Here is a 26,781-nt window from a genome sequence, read left to right on the forward strand (position 1 = left end):
GGGCGAAAGGAGGTGAGCACCATGGCTAAAGTAACGGCACCCCTGATGTCCCTGGATGCCAGCGGCGCCCTGGGGAAGGCCCTGGTCTTTGCCAAATGGAAGGGGATCAATTATGCCCGGCGCTATTTTGTGCCCATGAACCCCAATACGGAGAACCAGGAGAGGGTCCGCAGCTACTTCACCCGGGCGGTGACGAGCTGGCAGGGGGAGAGCCCTGAGACCAGGGCCATGTGGAACGCGGCCGTGCGCGGCCGGCCGCTGACGGGGCTTAATTACTACCTGGCCCAGTATATCAAGTATCTATCCAGTCACAACGGCGAAGCCCCAGCCACGCCCTTCCTGCCCCCGGGCCAGCAGCAATCCTAAAAGCATCAGCCGGGAAGCGGCAGGGTATGAAGCCCTGCCGCTTTTCCGTGCGCCCGGCATGGGCGTTAACTTAGTGGTGAAAGTCCACTGCAGGCGAGGCAGCACCAGTCTGCTAGCCAAAGGCAAGGGTGTCCATCGCGAGGTGGGATCCGAAGGAAGCCGGAGGCAAAGCCACGGCCCGATGAACAAGAACCCCATACGAGGCTAGACCGTTCGGATAAGCTGGCGGAACACAGCGAAATCCCAGGCTGCCAAGGGACGGTAGAGTATATGGGGCGGGCGCGGGGCGAAGGTTAACGCTCTTACCCGGGGAGGCCTGCCGGATAAGCCAGGGAGAGCTGGTAAACCGTATCGGAAGGTACGGCTGAACCGGCAGGAGTCAGCAGAGGGCATAGTACCCTGGGGGTCATGAACTCCAGGGGAAGGCCCGAACATCAAGTCAGAGGTGAAAAGGGATACCCACCGTAATGGACCGCCTAATCCAGCAGGCCCTCCTGCAAGTATTGACGCCCATCTTCGAACCGCAGTTCTCAGAGGCCAGTGCGCATGTGTCTCTGGAAGCAGTGGAAGCGAGTACGGACCAGGTACCGCGAACTACGCGCATTGGGATTGCCGGAATGGGTAGTGCATGAATTCGCCAATGCCCGCAAAGGGCTGTGGCGGATGGCCCATGGGCCAATGAATAGAGCCCTGGGCAATGCCTACTGGCAATCCCAGGGCCTGATGAGCTTAACCGAGCGCTATTCTTATCTTCGTCAAGCTTGGTGAACCGCCGGATGCGGACCCGCATGTCCGGTGGTGTGAGAGGACGGGGGCTAGCCGCCCCCTCCTACTCGATTGAATTTACGGCCAGCAAAAAAATCATTGCTCCAATTGTTTCTTCAGGGCGTTTATCTCTTCCGGGTCAAGCCCTGTGGCTTTAATAATAGTATCAATGTCAACGTTGAGCAAAAGCAGGTTCCGGGCCACCTCCCGTTTGCCTTTCAGTTCACCTTCAAGTTCGCCTTCCAGTTTTCCTTCCAGTTTTCCTTCCATCTTGCCTTTCAACAAAGCCTGCCGCTGCATCTCTTCCAGGGTCAATTCCAGGTTGTAAATCATTCGTTCCACCTCCCAGGGATTGCTTGCGTCCAGGATGCGGTCAACCTTTTCCCTAAAACCTTCAGGCATTCTGGGCTTGACAACGTTCCTCAACCAGCTAGTGATATGGCGGAACTCATCAGGCGTGAGGCGCTTTAATATCCCCGCCAGTTTCTGCAGCCGTCCAACAAGCTCTTCGGGCCGCATCTTTTGGTCCAGGAGAAAGACACCGGCGATCAGATTTGCCGCCCTCATAAGCTCTTCTTCTTTGTAGCGGTTGATATCAAACAGCAGGTAGCGGAAGTCCAGCAGATGCCCGCTGAAATCCTGGTAACTGTCCAGCATTTCTCTGAAGGAAAGGGCCGCCGTCCAGGATCCGACCCCGTTGTAAAGCACCGCCGGGATGATGGGCGGCAGGCGGAAATGCTTGCTCTCCCGCTCGTACTGCGGGGTGTTGTTGTAGATCTCCCGCAAGATTTCAACCATATAAAGCAGCAGCCGGAAAGGTATCAGGTAGTCTACCGTTGACTGCAGCTCCAGCAGGACGTAAAAGATGACGTTTTTATCCCAGGTCTTAAGCCTGTAGACGATATCGGCTTCTTTCTCGCTGAAATCCTGGAGGACGTAGGACTTGTTCACCAGGATGAGGTCGTCTGCGTCAATGGCCTCCACCCATTTTTCCCGGACAAAGGTCTTCAGCAGCTCCAGGAATACCCTTTTGTCGGCCAGGAGCTGCCTGTAACCCTTGTCGTGGGGGTGGTGGGGAGGCCGGGGCTGCCCTTCGTTTCCCGTCAAGGGATCACCTTCTTCTGGATTTTATTATAGCATATTTCTGGAACATGGGGATACTTTTCTGAAAGCCTGCGCTTCCCGCTTACTGAATTTACAAAGAATGTTACGATTCATAGGCCGCAGCAGCAGCGATAAATGGTTTTAATACTTTCCCTGCTTCCCCTGGCAGTTAAATGTAAAAAGCAGAAACTTTTTTGCGAAGATCGGATAATTTTGGAGGAAACTGGTAGTTTGTGTCGAATTTTTAGCTTGATTAGCTTGAATGGAAACATAGCAAAATGATAGCTTTGAGACGATGAAGCCGGGGCACATATTTCGGTCCGGCCTTTGTCCCTGGTGATACAAAGGGAGAAAACCCCTTGCTAAATTCAGAATAGATTCCGGGAGTAGAGCGCCCGAAGTTGTTATGGAAGTTCGCCAGGCGAAGGGGAATAAATTTACTAACCAGCAAATTGAGAACGCTTATTTACGAATGCAAGAGTGGGGTATGCTACCGCCGGATGGAGAGGCATAAAGCGCAACGTCCTGGACAGTTGGGGCACCGTCGTGCCCCTTTTCCAGCGCCAGATTGCCGCCGGCGGGCCGGTGACGGTGACCCACCCGGAGATGACCCGCTTCTTTATGACCATCCCCGAGGCGGTGCAGCTGGTCATCCAGGCCGGCGCCCTGGTCCTAATGCTACTTCCCATGAGCGGATCTTTATTGCCCGGCCGGAGGAATTCGAAGCCGCCGGGCTGGAGCGTTTCCTGTGGCTGGTCTCCCAGCCCGGTTGGCGGGCCGACATGGCCGGGGTGGAAGAACTGCTGCGCCTGGTCCTGCCTGGCTTCCGGGTAGAGAAGGGGCGGGAAATGGTGCAGGTGGGGTAAACTACGCCCTGGGAGGAAAAACATCTTTTAAAAATACTGTTCTCATATTCCCTACCGCCTGGGGAAGGGAAAGATCATTTGTGAAAAATAGCGTGGCATCTGATGCTAAAGCAGATGCCAGTTGAATGGCGTCAGGAGTTCGCACCCGGTATTTAGCGCGGATTTCTGCCCCCAGAACGGCCATTTCCAGGTTAAAATCGATCAGCTGCAAATTGGGGTAAGATTTTAGTGTGGTAATATACTGCTCGCAGACTTCTTCCAGACCCAGGGATTTGGGTTTGACTAACAGTTCGAGAAGCGTCAAAGTCGAAGTAACGGCCTGAAACGCACCTTTTTCCAGCGGATTAAACAGCTCTTCTTTTAATACCAGGGCCCAGGGGTCTGCCTGAAGCATATAAATGAAACAGTTTGTATCCAGGGCGATAACTTGATGCCCGGTTGTTATTTCTTTTATTTTTCCCATTGGTCTCTTTCCTCTTTTACATATTTGTCGGGATCAGTGCCGGCCCATACTTCTTTATGCAGCCCCCAAAGATGCTCGGCATAGCTTTTAGGTTTGGGTTCGATTATCGCTTTTTTCCCTCTTATTTTAATGATTATTTCGTCGCCTTTTTTAATGCCCAGTTGTTTTCTTATTTCAGCAGGCAGCACCATCTGACATCTCGCGCCCAGTTTAACAGTTTTTATAATGTCCAACATTTTTCCCTCCTTGCATGAACAAAAAATTTTGATCTGATCATATCAAATTTATTATGATAAAACAAGACGGGTTCGGCTGCATTTTTGCCGGCAGTCGCAGGAACTCGCTTTTTACAGATATGCGGGCCTGGGCCGGAGAAGATTTCGATCCTGAAGAATTTGATTTGGAGTCCGTAAACCGGGAGCTAAAAGCAGTCAGGTAATAGGGAGGAAAATAGGGCATGCAAATTGCCTAAATACCTGAAGGCGGATATTGAACGCGGTTTTATCCTGGCCTACTATGAATTAGTGAAAGGCTGTAGGGTAAGCCTTGATTTTCCCGGGGAAAATACTCGGTGCTGGAAGTGTTCGAGGCGGCTAAAAAAGGCGACGGGTGTGGACTTACCGGTACGGTACGAGGGCCTGAGCAAGGGTTATTTATTTTTAATATATTGCTAAAGGCTTGGCCTCGGAGCTGTAGTCCCGTCCAATTCCCCCGGCGAGCCTGCAGATGTGATTATTGTCCTCTCGGGTGAACAGGGCGAGCGGGTGACAGCGCCCCTGATATCCCTGGATGCCAGCGGTGCCCTGGGGAAGGCCCTGGTTTCAAATGTTAGGGGATCAATTATGCCCGCCCTGATGTAGAAATTAACGCTATTCCTGTAGAATCAGAGGGAGAATCGCCTGTGGCCGTGTTCTGGTGTAATTTGGTCTGAGTGTAAAGGAAACTCTATCCGTTATTCTCTAAATGGTCTCTGAACCGTACATTGTAAAAGTATCCCGAAGGAATCTTCTATAATTTGTCGAATTTCCCCTTATAGTTCTGGCAGGGGGTATCAGGAATGGTTAACGGTAGTGCACTTACTAATGAAAATATTTATCAACTTAAGGTTACCTTGCAAAGGATTAAACCGCCCATCTGGCGCCGGCTACAGGTGCCCGGCGGCATTACCCTCTACAAGCTGCATAAAATCCTGCAGGTAGTTATGGGCTGGTACAATCGTCACCTCTACCAGTTTATAATCAATGGAAACTATTATGGTGAACCGGATGATGAGTTTTTAGTGGAAGTGAAAAATGCCCGGCGGCAAAAGCTGAGAGACGTGGTCAGCCGGGAGAAGCAAAGATTTATTTACGAGTATGATTTCGGTGACGGCTGGGAGCATGAAATCGTCGTGGAAAAGATTCTTCCGCCGGAGCCAGGGAAGCGCTACCCTGTATGCCTGAAAGGTAAACGCGCCTGCCCGCCTGAAGATTGCGGCGGTCCCTGGGGCTATGCCAGTTTGTTAGACATTCTCCAGGACCCCGGCCATCCCGATTATGAAGATATGCGCATTTTGGCGGGAGAAGATTTCGACCCCGAAGACTTCGATGTGGAGTTCGTAAACCAGGAGTTAAAAACCATCAAGTAATACCCTGAATCCGTGATAATAACAACTGGGTAGAACTCGCACTAACAGTAAATGGTATTAACAGTTATATTTAACATCTGCTGATACATTGAATTGGGTCTAAAGTTGATTATGTGGACGAAGGCTATTTACTCTTACCTTGGGTCCCCTGGATAAGGGAATAACAAAGTAGACCTCTCGTCCTAAGAGGCTTGGAGCCTGCTTATACAGCTAACTGGAGCTAGAAGTTCTGTATTAAGCCAACGCTTTATATAGGTACCGGAAAGCTGGATACCACGGGCTGTGCTGCCCAAATCGTAATTTGACCTGCCGGGCGTGGTGAACCAGCCGGGACGCTATGGTAATCAGGTTTTGTATAACGGTACGCAGCCGCCGGCGTTGAGCTTTCTTATTGCGCAGCGGTACCTCCTTTAGCGGGAGGCTAAACTGCCCCAGAAGCCTTAGAATGTTGTAGGCGAAAACACCCAGGTGTAGCACCAGGTCATTGGTGGCAAACTTGCCGCTGGGCAGCCGTTCCAGGTCTAAATCGTTTTTGATTTCACTGTGGAATTGCTCACTGGTGCCGTGGTCGTGGTAGAGGGTAATGATATCCTCCACCGGGTCGGGTAAAGTGGTCCAGTAGGTTTCGACCTCAATTTCCGGGACCAGGAGAAGCTGGCCGTTTCGTAATATCGTCCGCTCGGTGACCTTATACACCAGACGGACAGGGGTGTCAGCACCCTCGATTTTCACCATCTGGTGCCCCCGATAGACGGTTTTTCCCTCCCGTTCTAGGGTGGCGGTACCATTTTCCTTGGCAATGGCCAGCCAGGCCTCCGGCGTTTCCTTGCGCAGGTTACGCTTAATGATAAAATCGGCTTTGATTTCCGGGTCCAAACAGACCTGGAGATTATCCTGGCTGTCATTACCGCCATCCATCCGTACTAAAAGTGGCAGCGAAGTGATAGCGCGAGCAAAGGTTAGAGCTTGTCGCAGGAACTCCGGCGTCCCTTTTTGGCAATGCTGTTTCCCGGCCCGCAGTTCGGTATGGACGCAGTAGCCTTCCCTACCGAGGTAGGCGAAGATAGGCGCATAACCGTCGTAGCCCTTATAGGTCCTGGAAACACCCTCTTTCTTGGAATTTGAATTATCAAAGGGAGTAACATCAATATCCAAAGGGACATATTGGCGCTTTAGTTCCCTGGAACCCAGGGTAACAGGAGTTACCGGTGCCTTAAGTTTCTTAAGGAACCTGGCCGTTTCCTCGAGGATAATCTCCTGGTAGGGTACACTATGAGCTATCATATCCAGGCGCTGGCGCAGGGTAGGGCTTGAAGGCACATCCTGAATACCCAGCGCCGCAGCGAAGAAGGGGTCATCCCGAAAAAGCTCAATATGGTCAAAATCACTGCGACCCTGGCAAAGCAGGCCCACGTAAGAGGTGATAACATCCCCGTGAGAAATATCCGGAGAAGAAACACCAGGTATCCGGGTCTTATTTAGCCTGAGTTTCAGAGCAGTATGATCAATGATTTCCCCCACCAGAGCCAGTCCGGCAACGGGGGTAAGGTGTTCATCAGACTGTTCAATGATGAATTTCATGGCCGCACCTCGCAGGTGAACATGGATTCGTTTGCCATCCAGCCTATTATACCTTATTTTTCGCGAGGTTTTGAGCCATATCCAGATATTTTGTTATTGGGTTGTCACGGATTCAGGTAATACTTTAACCCGGAAACCCACCTCATCCCCCTGGTGTTGAGGGCCATTATATCAAAGAATTTAGTCCCTTTTTGCTTTATCTGGACAAAATGAAAAACCGCGCTTGAGTGAAGAAGCCGCCCTGGCTTTTGCCGCGCAAGCAATCAGGGCTCTACAGCGTGAACTTCTGCTGACGACATACGGGCAAAGGCAGTGAGCATACCGAAAAAGGGAGTTATTATGCTTATTATGGACGAGGAAGACATGAAAACCGGTTTAACAGAGGCAGATATCCGCCAGTTGGCAGGCGAGCAAAGTTTTAAGTGGGGAATTTTAGGTGCTTTACATCCAAGATCGCTTCCTTTACAATAGAATAAAAGTAAAGGATAATGAGGTGAGAACTGTGCCTATTGCTAAGATATCAGCTAAAGGCCAGGTAACTATCCCGGCAGAAATACGCAAATTTTTAGGTGTCACACCGGGTACGCATCTTCGCTTTGTGATCCGGGGCAATACTGTACAGATTGAAAAGGGTGGCCAGGGGATAGCCGCTCTAAAAGGTAGTGTGCCGGTTGCTGGGGAACAAGATTTTTTGGCAGTACGTCAGCATGCTATGGGGGAGGTTGCCAGCGAAATTGCCGGGGAAGGCAAAGACGATTGACGCCAACATCATACTTCGTTTTCTCTTAAATGATAACCCGCAGAAGGCTGGGCGATGTTCAGCCCTTTTACAAAGGGTTGAAAGCGGGGCAGAGCAAGTATTTTTACCCGACCTGGTCATTGCCGACGTAGTATGGACATTGGAAAAGTTTTATCGCCAACCTAAAGCGAGGATAAAAGAATTATTACTTCCTCTTTTATCCCTCCGAGGTATGCGGCTTTCCAGCAAGTCGGTGGCCAGGAAAGCGTTGGAGTGGTATGTAGAAAAAAATGTGGATTGGACGGATGCCTTTATTGCCGCCGGAATGGCAGCTGGAAACCGGATGGAGATATATTCTTACGATCGTCATTTTGATAAGTTTCCGGAAATTAAGAGGATTGAGCCCTAATACCTTGTTATATTTATTGCCTTGAGTTGGATATAACCGGCACCTTTCATGGAGCAAACAAGCTGTAAAAACGTGGGATCAGTTTGTAGTAGCTATCTTTGTACGACCGCTTTTGGCCAGTGTGGCACCCGTTTTTTGATATTCCCGAGGGGGGGTACTGATGGGCATCTATCTGGGGCTGAGGGTTTTGCCAGATGCAATCGGTTGGCCATGATGGCCAAAGCAGGCATTATGCTTCCCGAAGAAGCGTGGGCGGCATTGGATTCTGAAACTGATCCGGACATCCTGGGCTTCTTGCCATTTCTCCTCCATGGTTATCAGGGTTCGGCAGTGGAGAGGGAAATGTTATGCCATCTTATTGCCAATCTGGGCGAGATCAAGCAGTGCTGGAAGAGTGGACGACCAAGGGGATCAATTATGCCCGGCGCTATTTTGTGCCCATGAACCCCAATACCATTAACCAGGAAAGGGTCCGCGGCTACTTCACCCGGGCGGTGACGAGCTGGCGGGGGGAGAGCCCTGAGACCAGGGCCATGTGGAACGCAGCCGTGCGCGGCCGGCCGCTGACGGGGCTGAATTACTACCTGGCCCAGTATATCAAGTATCTGTCCAGCCATAACGGCCAGGACCCGGCCACGCCCTTCCTGCCCCCGGGGCAGCAGCAATCCTAAAAGCCTCAGCCGGGAAGCGGCAGGGCCGGCGGCTTTGCCGCTTCTCCCCATGCCGGCCCTGCCTTGCTATCATAGGCAAAGACGGCAATGGCCAACACCGTAAAAATATCACGAAGGAACCTTCTATAATTTGTCGAATATCCCTTTATAGTCCTGGCAGGGGAGGTATGAGGAATGGTCAACGGTAGTACTCTTGCTAATGAAAATATTTACCAACTTAAGGTTACCTTGAAAAGGATTAAACCACCCATCTGGCGCCGGATACAGGTGCCCAGCGGCATTACCCTTTACAAGCTGCATAAAATCCTGCAGGTAGTTATGGGCTGGCATAATCGTCACCTATACCAGTTTATAATCAACGGCAGCTATTACGGTGAATCGGATGGTGAGTTTTTAGAAGTGAAAAATGCCCGGCGGCAAAAACTAAAAGACGTGGTCAGCCGGGAGAAGCAAAGATTTATTTACAAGTATGATTTCGGTGACGGCTGGGAGCATGAAATTGTCGTTGAAAAGATTCTTCCACAAGAGCCAGGGAAGCGCTACCCTGTATGTCTGAAAGGCAAAGGCGCCTGCCCGCCTGAAGATTGCGGGGGGCCCTGGGGCTATGCTAGTTTGTTAAATATTCTCCAGAATCCCGGGCACCCGGAATATGAAGATATGCAGGCCTGGGTAGGAGAAGATTTCGTAACTGGCTGGCAGGACCCCCCGAAAAATGAATAACTGGTCGAACTATATGGTGAAACTTACAAAAAAACTGGGAGGGATTAACATGTTAAAAGCCAGGGGCCTTTTAGCCCGGGTAGCTGTGCTGGTTCTGGCGTTTTTCCTTGTGTTGCCTGCCTGGGCAAAGGCTCAAGAAAATCAATTGAGCTCGCAGAGCCAGGTGCAGCTCGAAGCCGCTGAGCAAAACCAGGATCAGGTTGCTGACCAGAACCAGGAGAGGGAACGCGAGCGGGAACACCTGAAAGGCCAGCGCGGTAAAAGCGTGGCGGAGCATGTTTATAAAGGCGTGGCCAATGCCCTGTTGCATGTGAAAAATCCCGTAGCGCGAGCTGCCCTGACGGCGATCCTGGAGGGGAAGAGCGTAGCGGAAGCAGTTTATGAAGCTAAGGCGCAGCTGCTCTCCTTGAAGGACGCGGACGAGGTTGCTAGCGTGACGGAGCAACTGGAAAGTGCCGTGGAAGCAGACAAGGCCCTTGATGCTAGCACGCGGGCTCAATTAAAGAAGCAACTGGGCGTGATGTACTTGAAAGGCGGCAAATTTAAAAAGGCGCGGGAATTACTGGAGGCCGTGCTGGAGCAGGAGCCTAACGATGAAGAGGCTTACAAGCAATTAGATCAGGCTTTTGCAGCGAGCGGGGAGTTGCAGGTAAAGGTTTTTGTCAAAGGGAAGGGTCTGCAATTTGATGTTCCTCCCCGGATTGAAAACGACCGGGTGTTGATACCGGTACGGTTCCTGGCTGAGGGACTGGGTGCAACTGTAAACTATGATAATGGTGAAGTAATTATTAAAAACAGGGGCTCTACCATTCGCCTGGTAATAGGGAGCAATAAAGCCCTGGTAGATGGCGTAACAGTTAACCTGGATGTGCCGGCCCAGGTGGTTGATGGGCGGACCCTCGTACCCTTAAGATTTGTCAGCGAGAAATTTAAGGCTAAAGTAGACTATTTTGGCGGCAGCAACCTGGTGGCCGTGCAGCCCTTGTAAGGCATAGGGAAAGTAATTGATGGGGAGCCTCGCCTGGCAGCGGGGCTTTTTTTTATTCACCCCCCTCACTGGAGCCATTAGTGAAATTCACCTTATCCCTCTTACAGGCGCGCTTACAATGTCAGGGCCATATCCTTACGTTATTGCAACGTCCCCGGGGCGTCGCACAGTAGATATAAAATCGGTTAAATATAAATTGCTGGAGGATCTGGCCGGTTACCGTACCAACCTGCGTTTGCTGGACGGCAGGGTCGTTAATTCTGCCGAACTGCCGGGGATGGGAGAAGCGGCTTTCAGCTCCGAACAATGGCAAAAGTTCCAGGAGTTCAAGGAACAACTTGCCAGATATGAAACGCAAATCAGACTGCCTGACGGTACCCTGCTGCCTACCGCCGATTTAACTATAAAAGGAAAGGCAATATTAACGGCCGACCAGCTCAAGGCATGGATGGCCAGGGAGACGCCGCGTATAGCCGAGAAAATGAAACAGGAATACGGCCGGGAAATGTTACCTGTTCCCGATGTGGCCGAGCTGTATCTAAAGATCGGCACCGAGTACGGTATCCGGGGTGATGTGGCTTTTGCCCAGGCTGTGAAAGAAACTAATTATTTCCAGTTTACCGGCAGCGTCAAACCTTTTCAAAACAACTACTGCGGTTTATGGGCTACCAGCCAGCCTTTAACCGGCCAGGAGTCTTTAAACGCTGCCGATCCAGCCGGGGTGCGTCTTGTACCCGGATTTTACGGCGCTTTCTTCGCTTCGCCCGAAATAGGGGTTGAAGCCCATATCCAGCACCTGTATGCCTATGCTACCACTGACCCGCTGCCGCGCGGGAAAAAACTGTATGATCCTCGTTTTAACCTGGTGCAGCGGGGTTCCGCCCGGACCTGGGTGGAGCTTAATGCCCGCTGGGCGGTTCCGGGAACAACTTACGGGCAAAGCATCATTCAAGACTACTGGCTGAAAGCCGTCTCTAAGTAGGGACATGGACAGGAATATGGGGTTTGCAAAATGGTCGAAATGGTACGCTTACAACCCTGCTTAAAATCCGGCAACCCTGCTTAAAACCCTGCTTAAAACCCGGCCGTTTCTCCCCGGCAAAACATTCAACATTAAGGCACATCGTCACTGCGGATAAGGCTGAGATTCCCCTGGTGCATCCTCACCAAAATTGTTCAAGGTTAAGGGGCGCGTTTGGGCGCCCTTTTCTTATCGTTTCAGCTTTATGATACACAGTGTATATCGACGTGAGATGCGTGTACATGCACGGGAGTTTTGATGGACAGGTTTGTGTTGACAGGCAAAAAACGCCATGATATACTGGCTTAGATAAAGAAAAATCGAAAATTGCAAAAGGGGCGATAACAATGGAGTTGTACCTAAAGATTATAACGCGTCGCTGCAAAGTAGTATTGAAAGGAGACGGCGAGCTTATAAAAGAAATCCTGGAACGCAGGCTCTATGAAGGCGTGCTGGCGGAAAGCGATGCCGGAACCTTGGTTGAGGAAGGAAACGCCGGTTTTGAAGCGTTGGAAGCCATCGACAGGAACGACGACGTTCCCGTTGCGGAAGCAGCGGAAAAACAGGCGGAAGAAAACAAAAGCAGCGATACCTCGGCAACAGATAAGATGGAGGCTAAAGGGGAAAAACAGATCACGCTGCCAGAACTGCGTAGCCGCGCCAGTGTGACTAATAATAAAGAGCTGGTTACCCTGGTGGTATATTACGGCGATTATTACCGCGGGCAGGCACCGAACACCGAAGAGGTGCGCCGCATGCTCAGGGAGGAACTGCGCGAGAAATCAAAGACCGTGAATGCGGTCAGCACGTACCTGCAGCGGGCCAGAAAAGAGGGCTGGATAGATCAGGAGGGGAAAAAATGGCGGATGACCTCGACCGGGATCCAAAGAGTTAAAACTTGGCTGGCGGAGTGACTGCTCCGGCGGGGCCTAAACAGCTAAACCTGTTTCACCAACGGGGCGTGCCTGCAAGGCAAGGGGCGTAGCGGGTGGATTTTTTCGATGGTGGCTGCGGCAAGGGACAACCCGTCGAACAGGGGCGGCTAGGGGTCGGTCAGGTTTTGATTTAACGCAAGCAATACAGAAAACAAATATTGCAACTTGTATTATATAACCTGCCTAACATTTTCGTTAGGTACTCAAAAGCAAAAGAAATTGGCCGTTAGCGACTGGAATAGGGCGGCGAGTTCGCGTTATTGGGCGGAAACAGCATTTGACCAGGATATTTCCGCGTGGGATAATGGTTTTAACAAAATTGGGAAGAGGAGGAACGGGAAAATGCATGGCTTACTGCCGTGGCTGCGCGACTGTGAACTCGCCAAGCTGGTATGTGCGATCCCTGTTTACGGCACTGACGGCGGTAATTATACGGAGCTGTGGTTTGAAGACGGCCGCAGGGTGGTGGTAAACAACCGTTTGAGAACGGTCATCGGCTGGATGGCGCGCTTTTTCGGCGTCGATGTCGACCAGGAAGATGCGGTGTGGCACCGCGAAGCAAAAAAGAGCCATTCAAATTACAGCCACAGGAACCGTCCCCTGGCGTTAATTCCCAGCATCATTCTGGTCCCGGTAGCGGTCCGAAAACCCCAGTATCGCGATCATGGCGGCGTCGGCTACGTGGTTCGGCAAAAAATCCTCGGCTGGGAAAAATATGAAGGCGGAGAATACCGCAGCCGGCTTTTCCTTGCCGGCGGGCAGATCCTTTTCTGCCTGCATAACGATAGAACGTTGACATACAGAATAACCCTTGCGGATAGAATTGGCAGGCGTTATCAAGAAATCGTGACGGCGTTGTAAACTTCTACACACCAATCCACATTGAAAACAAAGAGCGTATTACACATAATGATCTTGAGTGGAATAAATATTTATTTGTATAGATTATGTAATAGTAGTTAAACAACTAATTAACTAGTATTTTAACGCAACGTAAACAAAAAGGCAACATAATAAGTCGATTAGATATAAGCGAGGTATTGTGCAAAAAATAGATTGCAATGTTGGTTAGAAAACATAACATGGTACCGGCCCTGCCAGTACCCTGCTCATGCTAACCGTCCTCGAACGTTTCTAAAAATATACCGAGAGGAGACTCTGCCGGCGAATTATGAATGGATCATTATCTCCTGAACCTACGCTGCCGTATCAAGACGAAATTGATTTAAGGGAAATACTGCTGGTCCTGTGGCGCCAGCGGTGGTTGATTATTCTCATTACCCTCGCCGCCGTTCTGATTTCTGTCCTTGCCGGTATAATTTTGCCTCCCGCTTATCGAGTAGAAGCACTGATAGAATTGGAAAGGGTAGATACCAGAACGTCGCAGCAAAATGAAGCTAAAGCTATACTTGAGAGCCAGACCCTATTAACTTCGGCCCTGGAGCAGATGGCCATACCTGCTGACCCCAGGAGCTTTAAAGCCCGGGGAGAAGTGATTAAAGATACTGAATACCTCAGGTTTTCCTTGGAGGGGCAGGACGCCCGGCAGGTCACCAACGTTGCTGCTAAAATGTTGACTCTTTTTATTGAGCAGCGGAATAAAGTTTATGAGGAACACCGGGCGCCGCTGGAAAAAGAGCTACATAAAATCAGCCGCGACCTGGAACAATCCAGTACCGACAGGGAAAAAATTAATGAGCTTATTGCCGTCCTGGAAAAGGCGCCTTTAAACGAGGTTGAGCAGAAGCTTTATGCCCTGCAACTGGCCCAGTTGCAGGGGATCCAGGCCCAGGAAAAGGTTGGACTGACAGGACAGTACCTTTCCCTCCAGGACAAACTGGCCGCCATGCACCCGGCAAAAATCGTTGATGATCTCAGCGAGCCGGAAAAGGTCAGGCCCCGCCTGCTGCTCAACGCTGCCGTGGCCCTGGTCCTGGGTCTAATGGCAGGTATTTTCCTTGCATTGGGCCGCAACTGGCTGGCAGGACCCTCCCAAAAATAAACACCAGGACGAAACATATGGTGAAACCTTAAAAGAAACTGGGAGGGGTCAATATGCAGGAAGGCAAACGGTTGGTAGCGCTGGTAGCTGGATTGGTTCTGGTGTTTTCCTTTATCTTGCCCGCCTGGGCCAGGGCCGGTGAAGAAAAGCGCTGGACCCGGGAGCACGAGGTGGCACTGGAAGCCGGATTGCCAGGCGCCGGGCAGGTTCCTGTACAGGACCAGGAAAGGGAAAGGGAGCGCGAGAGGGAACAGCTGAAACTCCAGGACGGTAAAAGTGTTGCGGAGCATGTTTATAAAGGCGTCGAGAATGCCCTCATGCATGTGAAAAATCCCGTAGCGCGGGCTGCCTTGACGGCGATCCTGGAGGGGAAGAGTGTAGCGGAAGCAGTTTATGAAGCCAGGGCGCAGTTGTCCTCCTGGCAGGATGCGGACGAGATTGCCAGCGTGACGGAGCAGCTGGAAAGTGCCGTGGAAGCAGACACGACCCTTGATGCCGGTACCAGGACGCAATTAAAGAAACACCTGGGTGTGATGTACTTAAAGGCCGGCAAGTTTAAAAATGCCCGGGAATTACTGGAGACCGTCCTGGAGCAGGAGCCTGGTGACGAAGAGGCTTACCGGCAGTTAGACCAGGCTTATGCGGCCAGCGGGGACTTGCAGGTAAAGGTTTTTGTCAAAGGGAAGGCCCTGCAATTTGATGTTCCTCCCCGGATGGAAAACGACCGGGTGTTGATACCTGTGCGGTTCCTGGCCGAGAACCTTGGCGCGACTGTTAATTATGACAACGGCGAAGTAATAATAAAAAACCAGGGCTCCACCATTCGCCTGGTTATAGGAAGCAATAAAGCCCTGGTAGATGGCGTAACGGTTGACCTGGATGTCCCGGCCCAGGTGGTTGATGGGCGGACCCTCGTACCCTTAAGATTTGTGAGCGAGAAATTTAAGGCTAAAGTAGACTATTTTGGCGGCAGCAACCTGGTGGCCGTGCAGCCTTTATAAACATTACTGCCGGCGCGGCACTGGTAGAAGGATAAAAATGGTAATTGTTGCGCTATTTTCATAGCAGGGGAGCCTCGCCTGGCAGCGGGGCTCTTTTTATTTAACCCCTTAACTTCTCTCGCCGTATATGCTATATTGTCTGTATCAAAAGAAAACCATGGGATTCTCCCCACCGGCAGGTACCCCGAGTTTGAGAATCCGGAAGACACCATGGCCTGGGTAGAAGATGGAAACCTGTTCCTTGCTCTGGCCGGGGGCGGTTTTGTTTTAAGGTGCTGCTGCGAAAAGTGTTATATCGGGTGAAATAAATGGGTGCTTTGATCGGCTGGTTCTGCCATTATACGCCGGTAGAAATTATTACGGCCCTGGGATTTACACCTTACCGCCTTTTGGGCAGGGAGGGCAATACCCCGCGGGCTGATACATACCTGGTGGGCAACCTCTGCCCTTACGTCAAAAGCTGCCTGGAAACAGCCATCAGGCAGGAATTGCCGCCCCTGGCCGGCACAGTTATAGCCCGCTCCTGCAATGCCATGATCCACCTGGCCAGCACCTGGCCCCGTTATGGTGGCCGGGGAGCAACGTTGGTTCTGGACGTCCCCAGGCGGCTGGACGAAGAGGCGGTCCTCTACTACAGCCAGGATTTACGCCGGCTGGCAGGAGAACTGGCCCGGCTGGGTGAGCGGCAGTTAGAGGACAGCCTCTTGTGGCAGGCGATCGATGCCTGGGAAGAGCAGCGGTCTTGCTGGCGTGGGCTCCTGGCTGCCCGGGCGCGGGGAGAAATTTGCTTAAGCGGGAGTGACGTCATGGCCTGGCTGGACGGGTGGCAGACCGGCATGACGGCGGCCGGCCGGGATAAAGGGCAGGCCGGGAGCGCTACCATAGAGCAGCGGTCCCGGCCGGATTTCCGGGGGCGGCCGCGCCTGATGCTGGCAGGCAGCATTCTCCCGGCTGAACTACCTGCCTTGGTTGAAGAATGGGGGGGCTGGCCTGTTTGCGAAGACGCCTGCAACGGGCGGCGTTTCTTGCTGGCGGAGGTGGCGCGGGAAACGGGGGACCCTTACCTGCACCTGGCCCGGCTCTACCTGGGAGGACCGCCCTGCCCCCGCATGGTTGCCGATCAAACCCGGCGGCAGCAGTACTGGGCCGGTGTGGTTAATGATTACCAGATCGATGGGGTAATTTATCACGTTATGAAATTTTGCGACGCGGCCATCTACGACTTCCGCGCCATGAAGGATTTTTGCGACCGGAGGGGCCTGCCGCTGTTACGGCTCGACGGGGACTATACCGGCGGTGGTCGTGGCCAGTGGCAAACGCGGGTGGAAGCTTTCTTAGAAATGTTTTGAGGTACGGCTTATGGATATTTACCAGTTGATACGTTCTCACCTGGCCGGTCCCCTGCGCCGGCGGGCTTTTAAATCACCCTGGGCCTACAGGCTGTTGAAACAGCTGGTGGCGGCCCAGAAAAAACGCTACTCCTGGCAGGCGGCCTACGAACTGCTATTGAATACCATCGACCAGGTAGCGGCGGCATACCTGCAGCAGGGTCCGGTGGTCTGGCACAATGTTTTTTTCCCCACGGAAATCCTGTACGGCCTGGGTCTGGTCCCCTTTGCCCCTGAGGCGGCCGCCGCTGTGGCCGTAGGCCTGGGGGTGGCGGAAGAAGCTTTCCGGGTGGCTGAAGGCGACTGGGTGAGCGGCGAAAGCTGTTCTTTCCACCGCCTGGCCTACGGCTGCGACCGGGCCGGCTATTTGCCGCCGCCGGGGGCCGTCGTCTGCAGTTCCCACCTTTGTGATGCCGCCCCCCAGTCCCTGGCAGCTGCTGCCGGCTATCACAATGTACCTTTCTACCTGCTGGATGTCCCTCACCGGCAGGATGCCGCTGCCTTTAACTATGTGGCACGCCAGCTTAAAAGCATAACCTTCTCCCTGGCGGACGCTTTAGGGGTCCCGTGGGACCAGGAACGCTTCCAGGAGGCCTTGCTTGCCTCGAACACGGCCCGGGAGCACTTGCTGGCCGTCAACCGGCTGCGCGGGCAGCGGCCTGCCTGCATTCGCGGTGATGAAGCCCACGGGTTTATTTACCTGATGCTGGCCGGTTTCGGGTCGGGGGCTGCGGCCGCGGTGTACAGGCAGCTGGCCGCGGAGCTGGAACAGCGGTGGCGGGAACAACGCCGGGCCGTGCCGGAGGAAAGGGCCCGCCTTTTGTGGCTCCACCTGCGGCCCTATTATCCCACGGAGATTTTTAACCTCCTTGAACAGAAGGCCGGCGCGGTGGTTGTTTTCGAAGAAATGCACCACGTCTACTGGGAACCCCTGGACCCGGCCAGGCCGTTTTACAGCCTGGCGGGCAAGGTCTTAAGCCACCACGGCCTGGGTTGTATAAGCAGGAGGATAGAAGCCATCCTGGCCATGGTTGACGCCTACCAGGTGGATGGCGTCATTCACTTTGCCCACTGGGGCTGCCGCCAGAGCACGGCCGGCCTGCGCTTGCTGCAGGATGCTTTGCGGGACAGGGAGATCCCCTTCCTGAACCTGGAAGGGGACTGCGTGGATAAAAGCAAGTACGCTCCCGGCGCCACCAGGACGCGCCTGGAAGGTTTTCTGGAAATGCTACGAGCAGTTTAAAGGAGGTTGTCCTTTTGACTGTAACTGCGGGACTGGATCTGGGTTCGCTGACGACCAAAGCTGTCGTTATCCGCGATGGAGCGATTGCCGGGTCGGTTGTTATGAAAAGCGGGGTCCGGAGTGAAGATATTGCCTGGCGAGCCTTAAAGGCAGCCCTGGATCAGGCGGGTATAGGGGAAGAGCAGGTAGACGGTATTGTGGCCACCGGCTATGGGCGCGTCAGGGTACCTTTTGCCCACCGCAAAGTGACAGAAATAACCTGCCATGCCCGGGGGATATATCACCTCTGGCCGGAGGTGGCGACAGTAATTGATATCGGCGGCCAGGACAGCAAGGTAATCCTCCTTGATCGTGGGGGGAAGGTGCGCGACTTTGTCATGAATGAAAAGTGCGCCGCCGGGACCGGGCGTTTCCTGGAAGTCATGGCCCGGTCCCTGGAGGTTAACGTTGAAGAAATGGGGGAGCTCTCCCTGGCAGCACCGCGGGGCGCCAGCATCAGCAGCATGTGCACGGTTTTTGCGGAATCAGAAGTGGTCTCCCTGGTAGCCGAAGGCCGGCCGGTAGCCGAAATAATCCGCGGCCTGCATGAAGCTGTTGCCCAGCGGGTAGCGGCCATGGCCAGCCGCGTGGGCTGGGAAGAGCCGGTAGCCATGACGGGCGGGGTGGCGAAAAACAGGGGTGTCGTCAAGAGCCTGGAAGATAACCTGGGGACCGCTATTCGCGTACCCCCGGACCCGCAGATCATTGGCGCCCTGGGCGCGGCCCTGCTGGCAGCTGACAGCAAGAAATAAACAGAAAACGAGGTGCCCTTGTTTGCCATACGAACCCATTGCCCCTATCACCTGGAAGGACGGCCAGGTGGAGATGATCGACCAGACGAGGCTGCCCGGGGAACTGGTTATTATCCACCCCCGCACGGTAGAGGAGATGTGGGACGCTATAAAAAAGCTCAAGGTCCGGGGGGCACCGGCCATCGGTATAGCTGCGGCCCTGGGCCTTTACCTGGCTATCAAGAATTCCCGGGCCGGGGACAGGGCGGAATTTGAGGCCGAGCTAAAACAGGCCGCCGCTTACCTGGCCTCATCCCGGCCTACGGCGGTGAACCTTTTCTGGGCCTTAAAACGGGTGCAGCAGGCAGTGGCAGCTGCCACGACGGATGATGTTTCTTCCTTGAAGGAACTGGTGTTAAAGGAAGCCCTGGCCATCCGCGACGAAGATGAAGCCATGTGCCGGGCCATCGGGGAAAATGGCGCTTCCCTCCTCCAGGATGCTGAAGCCGTCCTCACCCACTGCAATGCCGGTACCCTGGCTACCGCCCGCTACGGCACGGCCCTGGCGCCCATCTATTACCTGGCTTCCCGGGGTAAAGTCCTCAAGGTCTTTGCCGATGAGACCCGGCCCCTGCTCCAGGGAGCCAGGCTTACGGCCTGGGAGCTGCACCAGGCGGGCATCCCGGTTACCCTGATTACCGATAATATGGCTGCCACCGTCATGGCCCGGGGCTGGGTCCAGGCGGTCATCGTCGGCGCCGACCGCATTACGGCCAACGGCGATGTGGCCAATAAAATCGGCACCTACGGGGTGGCCATCCTGGCCAGGGAACACGGCATCCCCTTTTATGTGGCGGCACCGGCTTCCACCTTTGACTTGAGCCTCTCCAGCGGCGACCAGATACCCATTGAAGAAAGAGACCCGGCTGAAGTCAGCCACTTTGGCCTGCGGCCTACGGCGCCGGAAGGCATCAACATTTTTAACCCGGCCTTTGACGTGACTCCTCACCGTTATGTAACGGCCATTATTACGGAAAGAGGGATCATCCGCCCGCCATATAAACAAAATATCGCGCGCATAATATAAAAAACCACCCCTAAGGAGGCCGGGTACGAAAATGAATAAGGAAAGGGAAATTGACGAGCAGCGGCGGTTGGCTGAAGCCCTGGAGGAAGAGCAAGAGCAAAAGAGGGAGCAGTTCGCCCGTAATATCATGCGGGAAAGGGAAGGCGTTGCTGCTGAAAGGGAGAAATTCCTCCAGGACCTGAAGACCGGGTCCATTAAGAAGTTGTAGCTAAGAAAAGAGGCCATTTGCAAGCAAAATATATAGAAGGGAGCGTTATCCGGGTGCGGATTGCGATTATCGGCGGTTCCGGGGTTTACGATCCGGGTATTTTAAGCAATATCCGGGAAGAAAGGGTTGATACGCCCTACGGTACGGCCGTCGTTAAGGTCGGTACTTACCAGGGCGAGGAGATAGGCTTCATGCCCCGCCATGGGGAGAAGCACACCGTGCCTCCCCACAGGGTGAATTACCGGGCCAACATCTGGGCCCTGAAGATGCTTAAAGTGGAACGGGTGCTGGCCACGGCCGCTGTCGGTTCCACCAACCCCGGTTACAGGCCCGGGGATTTCGTCATTGTCAATGATTTCCTGGACTTTACCAAAACCCGCACTTATACCTTTTTTGAAGGCGGCGAGATGGGGGTAGTCCATACGGATTTTACCACGCCTTACTGCCCCGAACTGCGGCGGCTGCTGGTGGAGACGGCCGCCGGGCTGGGGATCAAGGCCCACGACGGCGGGGTCTACGCCTGTACCGAAGGACCACGCTTTGAAACCCCGGCCGAGATCCGCATGATCCGGCAGCTGGGCGGGGACCTGGTGGGGATGACCAATGTGCCCGAAGTGATCCTGGCCCACGAGGGGGGCCTGTGCTACGGCCTCATTGCCATGGTGACCAATATGGCGGCCGGCATTTCCGCCACTCCTTTAAGCCACGCCGAGGTCCTGGAGATCATGGACCAGAACGGCAAGAACCTGCGCGATCTCATCATGCAAACTATCCCCAGGATTCCCCGGAAAAGAAACTGCCGCTGCAGCCTTACCGGTGGGAAGATTGAGGTCTGAAAAGGGAGGAGTAGGAAATGGTTGCGTCTATTATTCGCGATCCCGGCTTGGCCCCCGGGGGGCTGCTGAAAATCGAGTGGGTGCAAAAGCATATGCCCATATTAAATGAAATTCGCCGGGACTTTGAGGAGCGGCGGCCCTTTGCCGGCAAAAGGGTGGCCATCTGCCTGCACTTGGAAGCCAAGACGGCCTACCTGGCCCTGGTCCTCCAGGCCGGGGGGGCGGAAGTGGCCATCTGTGGTTCCAACCCCCTGTCCACCCAGGATGACGTCTGCGCCGGCCTGGCAAGCCTTGGGGTGTCTGTCTACGCCCACCATGGTTGCACGGCGGGAGAATATAATTTTTATTTGAATAAAGTGCTGGATACCAGGCCCCAGTTGTTGATTGATGACGGCGGCGACCTGGTCCATTTACTCCATACCGGCCGGCGGGAGCTCCTGCCGGGGATTACCGGCGGTGCCGAAGAGACCACCACCGGCATTTTACGCCTGCAGGCCATGGAAGCCGAGGGGGTCCTGGCCTTTCCCATGGTGGCCGTCAACAACGGTGACTGCAAGCACCTTTTTGACAACCGTTACGGTACCGGCCAGTCTACCTGGGATGGTATCATGCGCAATACCAACCTGACGGTCTGCGGCAAGACTGTGGTCGTTGCCGGTTACGGCTGGTGTGGCAAGGGGGTGGCCATGCGGGCTAAAGGCCTGGGTGCCCGGGTAATAGTTACCGAGGTTAACCCGGTCAGGGCCAATGAAGCCTTGATGGACGGCTTCCAGGTCATGCCTATGCGGGAAGCGGCTAAAGCCGGGGACTTCTTTGTGACGGTTACCGGCTGTGCCAATGTCATCCGCGGTGAACATTACGCCGTCATGAAGGACGGCGCCATACTCGCCAACGCCGGCCATTTTGACGTGGAAATCAACAAGCAGGATTTAAAGGCTATGGCCAAAAGCCACCGGGTGGCGCGCCGCAATATTGAGGAGTTTGTCCTGGAGGACGGCCGGCGCATCTATCTCCTGGCCGAGGGGCGCCTGGTAAACATAGCTGCCGCCGACGGCCACCCGGCCGAGATCATGGACCTCACCTTTGCCCTCCAGGCCCTTTCCCTGGACTACCTGGTAAAGAATGCCGGCAAGCTGCCGCCCCGGGTCCTCCCTGTGACCAGGGAAATCGACCGCCAGGTGGCCTCATTGCGCTTAAGGGCCCTGGGGGTGGAGATAGATACCCTGACGGAAGAACAGGAACGTTACCTGGCCGGCTGGCGGCATGAGGAGGGCGCTACGGCCGCCTCCAGGTAAGTCAGGGTACACGCCGCCGCATCCAGGCGGGCGCTGATACCCAGGGGCAGGGTGGCCTGGGTAGCCAGGTGGCCGGCCGGCAGGCCGTAGAAACAGGGAATGCCCAGGGGGGCCAGGTGCCCGGTTATGACTTCCAGGGGGCCGGGTTTAAGAGAGGAATCCCCGCACCCGGTACAGATACCAAAAACAATCCCGGCTGCCGCCTCCAGCTTGCCTGCCAGCTTGAGCTGGGTGAGCAGCCGGTCGAGGCGGTAGGGCGCCTCATCCACTTCTTCGAGGAAAAGGATTTTCCCCCGGGTGTCAATTTCAAAGGGTGTGCCCAGGCTGGCCACTACCAGGGAGAGGTTACCCCCAGTGACTATACCTTCGGCCTGTCCGGGGGTAATGGTTACCGGTGGGGGTAACCCCGGCGCTGGCGGGATGCTGCCCAGGGGTGAAGTAACCGTCAGGGCCCGGCAGAGGTTTTCCCGGGTATAGGGGTGCAAGTCCTCGCTGCCCAGTTCGGGATAGAGCATGGGGCCGTGGAAGGTTACCAGGCCGGTCATTTTGTTGAGGGCCAGGTGCAGGGCGGTAATGTCGCTGTAGCCCACTAAAATTTTTGGATGGCAACGGATAAGGTTGTAGTCGAGATCAGCCAGGAGCCGCAGGGTGCCATAACCGCCCCGGAGGCAGGTTATGGCCTTTACTTCCGGGTCCCGGAACATCTGGTGCAGGTCGGCCAGGCGTCCGGCATCGCTGCCGGCCAGGTAACCGGCGGCCTTGCTTATATGGGCCCCGGTACGGACCCGGTAACCCAGGCTGCGCCAGAAGCGGATCCCCCTGGCCAGGTAAGCCGGGTCCGCCAGGGGACTGGCCGGGGCAATGATCCCGATGGTATCGCCCTCCAGAAGGGCCGGAGGTTTTAAAATGGTGGTTGGTCCGGACATGGCACTTCCCTCTACCTGGAGTATCAATTCCTGCGATCCTGGTTCACTTACATTACATCCAGGTCGGCCTCTAGTTGGCTCTGGTTAACTGGCACCAGGCCCCCTGATCCATATTATATGCTGCTGCTAAAATAAAAACGGCAGGGTTTACCTGCCGTTTGCCCATTATTGAACCGGGCAGTGTTATTTGCGGGTGATGCCGTCGGCATTTTTTTCAGCAGAACCCTTGGCAATGAAAGTCTTGCAGCAGGTTTCTGCCGAAGACTTAACAGGGGTGGCTGAAATAGTACCGGCCATGGGGGCATCGACATTCTGGGGTTGAGAGTTACTCATGGCATCGGAAGTAACCAGGATCTGTGAGGCATCACAGACATTACCACTGGACCAGTAATGGCAGTTATTAACGCTGCAGGTAATGCGCGGCATAAAAGGCACCTCCAATAATTAATTGGCCTTCTAAAGAAAATATCCCCCGGCAGCAGCCTTTTTATGCGCCTGAGTTCCATTAGATAATTTATATCCCACCGGTAAATACTAATTTTGAAGTTTTAGTGAAGTTCCTTGACAAAGGTGAAGTCGGTAAATAAGATGGACTTAAACAACTACAGGCAGGGGGTATGTCAAACTTAACCCTGAACTTGCTGAAAATAGTTAAGGAGGTTATAATATATGATGTGGGGATATTTCGGCAACTGGGGGATGGGCCTCTGGATGCTGGTCTGGTGGGTGTTACTAATCGGTATCCTGGTCCTGGCGGTCTATGGCCTGGTAAGCCTCTTTAACCGCCGCACCGGCCAGCAGCCCGTGCTGCGTCCCGACCCCCTGGGAATTTTGAAGGAACGTTATGCAAGGGGTGAAATTACCACCGACGAGTACCACCGCATGCGTGAGGAACTGAAGGAATAAAACCCCATTTGCAGGGAAAACGTCATAAACGTTTAAGCACCATCACCAGCGAAGCAACGTATAGGTCTTCTAAAGATCCCACCTCTCACTTCTCACATTTCATATCTTATTAAGGGGGAGGGTGGCTATGCGACGCCAACTTGGTAGCGATGCCGGCTTAACGGCGCGGATGTTTTTAACCATGTTTTTGCTGGCAGCCCTGTATCTCTTTTTCCTGGCCGTCCTGTGGCAGGCCGGGGTCAGTTATACAGGTATGATCATTTTTGTCGGGATCATGCTGGCCGTCCAGTATTACTTTTCCGACCGCATGGTGCTCTGGTCCATGGGTGCCCGGGAGGTATCGCCCCGGGAAGCGCCGGAACTCCATGCCCTGGTGGAAAGGCTGGCCGCCCTGGCCGACTTACCCAAACCCAGGGTGGCTATTGTTGATACTCCCATGCCCAATGCCTTCGCCACCGGCCGTAATCCGGCCAATGCCGTCGTGGCAGTGACAACCGGCATCCTGGAACGCCTGGACCCGCCGGAACTGGAGGCCGTCCTGGGCCATGAATTGAGCCATATCAAAAACCGGGATATGACGGTGCTGACGCTGGCCAGCTTTTTTGCTACCGTTGCTTCCTTTATTGTGCAAAACTTTTTCTACTGGGGCGGCGCCTTTAGCGGCCGCGACCGGGACGAGCGCAACAATACCATGCTGGTTTACCTGGTGTCCCTGGTGGTCTGGCTGGTTAGTTACTTCCTCATTCGTGCCCTGTCCCGTTACCGGGAGTTTGCCGCCGACCGGGGTGCGGCCATCCTTACCGGTTCGCCGGGCCAGCTGGCCTCCGCCCTGGTAAAGATCAGCAGCAGCATGGCGCGCATCCCTGACCGGGATTTACGCCAGGCCGAGGCCTTTAACGCCTTCTTCATTATCCCGGCCTTAAACGGCAACAGCATCATGGAACTTTTCTCTACCCACCCGTCCCTGGAGCGCCGCCTGGCCTACCTGCGTAAACTGGAGCGGGAAATGGAGGAGTGGCGGTGAGCTTATGGGACGCCCTCCTGGGGCGGACCCGGGTACCGCCGGCGCGGACGGAGCCTCTTTTTGCCCTGAGCACGGCCATTATCACCCTGGAAAGCGAGCTGGGCTGGCACCCCGGCGGCCGGGGCGGGGTGGTGCTGCGGCCTGGGGAAGATAGTTTTTTTGCCGGCGCCCGCGAAGAGACGGAGGAACTGGTAGCCCTGGCCGCCCGGGAAATGGAGGGCCGCCTGGAGAGTAAAAAGGATGAATACGGCTACCAGTGGCTCATCTTCGCCGACCGCGACTGGGAGGATCTGGTGGCCCTGGTCCATATGGCCGGCCAGAATTTTAAGGACAGGGGCGCCGGCGACCGCCTGCTGGCGGCGGTTTTTAAGCTGCAGAAAAAGGACCAGGTCCTCTATCTCATTTTTAGCTATAAGCGGGGAGCCTTTTACCCCTTTATCCCCGTTGATGAGCAGAATAAGAAGCGGGATAATGCCGGGGAAATGCGCCTGGCGGCTTTAATGGAGAAGGAACTTCCCTGGGAAAAGGATATCACCCGCTGGTACCCCCTCTGGGGTTGCCCGGTATAACCCACGAAAGGAGCTTTTGTACTATGGGCATCCTGTCGCGTATGTCGACAATTTTCAAATCTAAGATGAATAAGATCCTCGATCAGGTAGAAAACCCCCAGGAAACCCTGGAATATTCCTACAACCGCCAGCTGGAAATGCTCCAGAACGTCAAACGTAACCTGGCTGATGTCGTTGCTTCCAAAAAACGCCTGGAACTCCAGGCCATCAAGCTAAAGGACAGCCAGAAAAAGCTGGAAGAACAGGCCCGCCAGGCCCTGCAGTTGGGGCGGGAGGACCTGGCCACCACCGCCCTGGAGCGGAAAGCAGCCATCCAGCAACAACTGGATGGCCTGGAAGAGCAGATTAAAGGGCTGGAGGCCGAACAGGCAAAGCTGGCTGCCGTGGAGGCCAAACTCCAGGCCAAGGTAGAGGCCTTCCGGACCAAGAAAGAAATAATCAAAGCCCAGTATTCGGCGGCCCAGGCCCAGGTCAAGATCGGGGAAGCGGCTACCGGCCTGTCGGAAGAGCTGGCCGACGTCTCCCTGGCCATCCAGCGGGCTGAAGAAAAAACTGAGCAAATGCGGGCCCGGGCGGCAGCCATTGACGAACTGGTAAACTCCGGGGTGCTGGAAGACGCCCTGGAAACGGCCGATCCCCTGGAGAGGGAGCTGAAGCAGGCCAGCGCTGCCAGCCAGGTCCAGGCGGAACTGGAACGCTTGAAGAAAGAGGTGGGCAAAGCTTGATTATCCGTATTTTAACGGAAGGGCAGTACCGGCTGGAAGGGGAGGCTCTGAGCGAGCTCGACCGTCTGGATGACAGGTTGCTGGATGCCCTGGCGGCAGGTAACCGCGAGGAATATGATGCTAATTTCGGCGAGGTCCTGTCCTTGATCCGGGGCAGGGGTAGCCGCATTCCCGATACCGAACTGGTAGAATCGGATCTCATCCTGCCGGCACCGGACACCAGCTTTGAAGAGGCCCGCAATCTCTTTGCCGGTTACCCGCGGCAGCTGAGTTAAGCTGAAAGTAGAGACGCTATAAAAGACAGGTATCTTGAAAGATGCCTGTTTTTTTGCTGGCGCCATATGGTAGGATATAGTATAATAGGAATTAAATGGAGCCGCAACCATCGAAAGCATGAAAATTGCGGGCTGGCATTTGTCTGAAGCGAGCGAGCTTCTACCGAGCGGCGAAGCGGTCCTGGCGAAGCCGAGGGATGATAAGCGGGGCCGAGGACAGAGAGGCCTGCGGCCGGATTCTAAAGGCAAGGACGCCGAATAGGCCGGGAAC

Annotated in this window: 32 protein-coding genes and 2 pseudogenes; 28 read left to right on the top strand and 6 right to left on the bottom strand. The window is 54.4% G+C overall.

Annotated elements, in window-relative coordinates; genetic code table 11:
• Positions 1–21: 21 nt before the first annotated feature.
• Positions 22–366: a hypothetical protein gene (locus tag MGLY_RS10520; protein WP_156273642.1), complete on the top strand. Its 345-nt coding sequence runs from the start codon at positions 22–24 to the stop codon at positions 364–366.
• A 531-nt stretch (positions 367–897) separates the two neighbouring features.
• A pseudogene (locus tag MGLY_RS10525) lies at positions 898–1,134 on the top strand (group II intron reverse transcriptase/maturase); the annotation flags it as partial.
• Between the two features lie 93 nt (positions 1,135–1,227).
• Here the strand turns inward: MGLY_RS10525 and MGLY_RS10530 are convergent.
• Positions 1,228–2,238, bottom strand: a complete 1,011-nt coding sequence (locus tag MGLY_RS10530) for an Rpn family recombination-promoting nuclease/putative transposase (RefSeq protein ID WP_156273644.1) — start codon at positions 2,236–2,238, stop codon at positions 1,228–1,230.
• A gap of 516 nt (positions 2,239–2,754) precedes the next feature.
• Between MGLY_RS10530 and MGLY_RS18840 the strand changes: the two are divergent.
• Positions 2,755–2,904: pseudogene (locus MGLY_RS18840) on the top strand (polysaccharide biosynthesis protein); the annotation flags it as partial.
• Positions 2,905–3,102: 198 nt separating this feature from the next.
• On the opposite strand, the gene MGLY_RS10540 reads toward MGLY_RS18840, so the two are convergent.
• Together MGLY_RS10540 and MGLY_RS10545 are read right to left on the bottom strand one after the other, a co-directional pair.
• Positions 3,103–3,564 carry a type II toxin-antitoxin system VapC family toxin gene (locus tag MGLY_RS10540; RefSeq protein WP_156273646.1) on the bottom strand — a complete coding sequence of 154 codons (462 nt, stop codon included), beginning with the start codon at positions 3,562–3,564 and terminating at the stop codon, positions 3,103–3,105.
• The gene (locus tag MGLY_RS10545) at positions 3,552–3,800 is read right to left on the bottom strand and encodes an AbrB/MazE/SpoVT family DNA-binding domain-containing protein (RefSeq protein ID WP_011392209.1); all 249 of its coding nucleotides are present in this window, start codon (positions 3,798–3,800) and stop codon (positions 3,552–3,554) included. The genes MGLY_RS10540 and MGLY_RS10545 overlap by 13 nt, the downstream gene beginning before the upstream one ends.
• A 492-nt stretch (positions 3,801–4,292) precedes the next feature.
• Between MGLY_RS10545 and MGLY_RS18535 the strand changes: the two genes are divergently transcribed.
• Together MGLY_RS18535 and MGLY_RS10550 are read left to right on the top strand one after the other, a co-directional pair.
• Positions 4,293–4,424: a hypothetical protein gene (locus tag MGLY_RS18535; protein WP_277997846.1), complete on the top strand. Its 132-nt coding sequence runs from the start codon at positions 4,293–4,295 to the stop codon at positions 4,422–4,424.
• Between the two features lie 197 nt (positions 4,425–4,621).
• Positions 4,622–5,191, top strand: a complete 570-nt coding sequence (locus tag MGLY_RS10550) for a plasmid pRiA4b ORF-3 family protein (protein ID WP_156273648.1) — start codon at positions 4,622–4,624, stop codon at positions 5,189–5,191.
• A 234-nt stretch (positions 5,192–5,425) separates the two neighbouring features.
• Here MGLY_RS10550 and MGLY_RS10555 read toward each other — a convergent pair whose 3' ends face one another.
• Entirely contained in the window at positions 5,426–6,772 is a 1,347-nt protein-coding gene (locus MGLY_RS10555) for an IS1380 family transposase (protein ID WP_156271486.1), read from the bottom strand.
• Between the two features lie 348 nt (positions 6,773–7,120).
• Between MGLY_RS10555 and MGLY_RS18540 the strand changes: the two genes are divergently transcribed.
• The 18 genes from MGLY_RS18540 (at position 7,121) to MGLY_RS10640 (ending at position 22,085) form a co-directional block, all read left to right on the top strand.
• Complete coding sequence (locus MGLY_RS18540; RefSeq protein WP_277995699.1) at positions 7,121–7,243, top strand: hypothetical protein; 123 nt, start codon at positions 7,121–7,123, stop codon at positions 7,241–7,243.
• Between the two features lie 31 nt (positions 7,244–7,274).
• Positions 7,275–7,532, top strand: coding sequence for an AbrB/MazE/SpoVT family DNA-binding domain-containing protein (locus tag MGLY_RS10560; RefSeq protein WP_156273650.1), 258 nt, complete (start codon positions 7,275–7,277; stop codon positions 7,530–7,532).
• Positions 7,507–7,920: a type II toxin-antitoxin system VapC family toxin gene (locus MGLY_RS10565; RefSeq protein ID WP_156273652.1), complete on the top strand. Its 414-nt coding sequence runs from the start codon at positions 7,507–7,509 to the stop codon at positions 7,918–7,920. Before MGLY_RS10560 ends, MGLY_RS10565 begins: the two co-directional genes overlap by 26 nt.
• Positions 7,921–8,303: 383 nt before the next feature.
• Positions 8,304–8,591, top strand: coding sequence for a hypothetical protein (locus MGLY_RS10570; RefSeq protein ID WP_156273654.1), 288 nt, complete (start codon positions 8,304–8,306; stop codon positions 8,589–8,591).
• 174 nt (positions 8,592–8,765) lie between these two features.
• A complete protein-coding gene (locus MGLY_RS10575; protein ID WP_156273656.1) occupies positions 8,766–9,311 on the top strand; it encodes a plasmid pRiA4b ORF-3 family protein in 546 nt (181 codons plus the stop codon).
• A 49-nt stretch (positions 9,312–9,360) separates the two neighbouring features.
• On the top strand, positions 9,361–10,299 hold the full coding sequence (locus MGLY_RS10580) for a stalk domain-containing protein (RefSeq protein ID WP_170291029.1): 939 nt from the start codon (positions 9,361–9,363) through the stop codon (positions 10,297–10,299).
• Between the two features lie 196 nt (positions 10,300–10,495).
• On the top strand, positions 10,496–11,281 hold the full coding sequence (locus MGLY_RS10585; RefSeq protein ID WP_246187306.1) for a glucosaminidase domain-containing protein: 786 nt from the start codon (positions 10,496–10,498) through the stop codon (positions 11,279–11,281).
• Between the two features lie 431 nt (positions 11,282–11,712).
• On the top strand, positions 11,713–12,234 hold the full coding sequence (locus MGLY_RS10590; protein ID WP_156273662.1) for a hypothetical protein: 522 nt from the start codon (positions 11,713–11,715) through the stop codon (positions 12,232–12,234).
• A 363-nt stretch (positions 12,235–12,597) separates the two neighbouring features.
• Positions 12,598–13,116, top strand: coding sequence for a hypothetical protein (locus tag MGLY_RS10595; protein ID WP_156273664.1), 519 nt, complete (start codon positions 12,598–12,600; stop codon positions 13,114–13,116).
• A 310-nt stretch (positions 13,117–13,426) separates the two neighbouring features.
• Entirely contained in the window at positions 13,427–14,257 is an 831-nt protein-coding gene (locus tag MGLY_RS10600) for a Wzz/FepE/Etk N-terminal domain-containing protein (RefSeq protein WP_156273666.1), read from the top strand.
• 53 nt (positions 14,258–14,310) lie between these two features.
• Positions 14,311–15,258 carry a stalk domain-containing protein gene (locus tag MGLY_RS10605; protein ID WP_156273668.1) on the top strand — a complete coding sequence of 316 codons (948 nt, stop codon included), beginning with the start codon at positions 14,311–14,313 and terminating at the stop codon, positions 15,256–15,258.
• A 308-nt stretch (positions 15,259–15,566) separates the two neighbouring features.
• Positions 15,567–16,607 carry a 2-hydroxyacyl-CoA dehydratase subunit D gene (locus MGLY_RS10610; RefSeq protein WP_156273670.1) on the top strand — a complete coding sequence of 347 codons (1,041 nt, stop codon included), beginning with the start codon at positions 15,567–15,569 and terminating at the stop codon, positions 16,605–16,607.
• 10 nt (positions 16,608–16,617) lie between these two features.
• Positions 16,618–17,889, top strand: coding sequence for a 2-hydroxyacyl-CoA dehydratase subunit D (locus tag MGLY_RS10615; RefSeq protein ID WP_156273672.1), 1,272 nt, complete (start codon positions 16,618–16,620; stop codon positions 17,887–17,889).
• Positions 17,890–17,903: 14 nt separating this feature from the next.
• On the top strand, positions 17,904–18,680 hold the full coding sequence (locus tag MGLY_RS10620) for an acyl-CoA dehydratase activase (protein ID WP_156273674.1): 777 nt from the start codon (positions 17,904–17,906) through the stop codon (positions 18,678–18,680).
• A gap of 22 nt (positions 18,681–18,702) precedes the next feature.
• Positions 18,703–19,746, top strand: a complete 1,044-nt coding sequence (mtnA, locus tag MGLY_RS10625) for an S-methyl-5-thioribose-1-phosphate isomerase (RefSeq protein WP_156273676.1) — start codon at positions 18,703–18,705, stop codon at positions 19,744–19,746.
• A 31-nt stretch (positions 19,747–19,777) separates the two neighbouring features.
• The gene (locus tag MGLY_RS10630; RefSeq protein ID WP_156273678.1) at positions 19,778–19,954 is read left to right on the top strand and encodes a hypothetical protein; all 177 of its coding nucleotides are present in this window, start codon (positions 19,778–19,780) and stop codon (positions 19,952–19,954) included.
• A 53-nt stretch (positions 19,955–20,007) separates the two neighbouring features.
• A complete protein-coding gene (gene mtnP / locus MGLY_RS10635; protein ID WP_156273682.1) occupies positions 20,008–20,790 on the top strand; it encodes an S-methyl-5'-thioadenosine phosphorylase in 783 nt (260 codons plus the stop codon).
• A 17-nt stretch (positions 20,791–20,807) separates the two neighbouring features.
• On the top strand, positions 20,808–22,085 hold the full coding sequence (locus MGLY_RS10640) for an adenosylhomocysteinase (protein WP_156273684.1): 1,278 nt from the start codon (positions 20,808–20,810) through the stop codon (positions 22,083–22,085).
• Here the strand turns inward: MGLY_RS10640 and MGLY_RS10645 are convergent.
• Together MGLY_RS10645 and MGLY_RS10650 are read right to left on the bottom strand one after the other, a co-directional pair.
• A complete protein-coding gene (locus MGLY_RS10645) occupies positions 22,034–23,011 on the bottom strand; it encodes a S66 peptidase family protein (protein WP_156273686.1) in 978 nt (325 codons plus the stop codon). The genes MGLY_RS10640 and MGLY_RS10645 overlap by 52 nt on opposite strands.
• Before the next feature lie 183 nt (positions 23,012–23,194).
• Positions 23,195–23,437: a DUF1540 domain-containing protein gene (locus MGLY_RS10650; RefSeq protein WP_054936558.1), complete on the bottom strand. Its 243-nt coding sequence runs from the start codon at positions 23,435–23,437 to the stop codon at positions 23,195–23,197.
• Positions 23,438–23,680: 243 nt separating this feature from the next.
• Here MGLY_RS10650 and MGLY_RS10655 point away from each other — a divergent pair, with 243 nt between their 5' ends.
• The 5 genes from MGLY_RS10655 to pspAA all read left to right on the top strand — a co-directional run bounded on the left by MGLY_RS10655 (position 23,681) and on the right by pspAA (position 26,510).
• Positions 23,681–23,917: an SHOCT domain-containing protein gene (locus tag MGLY_RS10655; protein WP_156273688.1), complete on the top strand. Its 237-nt coding sequence runs from the start codon at positions 23,681–23,683 to the stop codon at positions 23,915–23,917.
• Positions 23,918–24,044: 127 nt separating this feature from the next.
• Positions 24,045–24,941: a zinc metalloprotease HtpX gene (gene htpX, locus MGLY_RS10660; RefSeq protein WP_156273690.1), complete on the top strand. Its 897-nt coding sequence runs from the start codon at positions 24,045–24,047 to the stop codon at positions 24,939–24,941.
• Complete coding sequence (gene pspAB / locus MGLY_RS10665) at positions 24,938–25,510, top strand: PspA-associated protein PspAB (protein ID WP_156273692.1); 573 nt, start codon at positions 24,938–24,940, stop codon at positions 25,508–25,510. Before htpX ends, pspAB begins: the two co-directional genes overlap by 4 nt.
• A 23-nt stretch (positions 25,511–25,533) precedes the next feature.
• On the top strand, positions 25,534–26,235 hold the full coding sequence (locus MGLY_RS10670; protein WP_156273694.1) for a PspA/IM30 family protein: 702 nt from the start codon (positions 25,534–25,536) through the stop codon (positions 26,233–26,235).
• Entirely contained in the window at positions 26,232–26,510 is a 279-nt protein-coding gene (gene pspAA / locus MGLY_RS10675) for a PspA-associated protein PspAA (RefSeq protein WP_156273696.1), read from the top strand. Before MGLY_RS10670 ends, pspAA begins: the two co-directional genes overlap by 4 nt.
• Positions 26,511–26,781 lie beyond the last annotated feature (271 nt).

The sequence above is a fragment of the Moorella glycerini genome (genome assembly GCF_009735625.1).
GTDB classification, from domain to species: domain Bacteria; phylum Bacillota; class DSM-521; order Neomoorellales; family Neomoorellaceae; genus Neomoorella; species Neomoorella glycerini.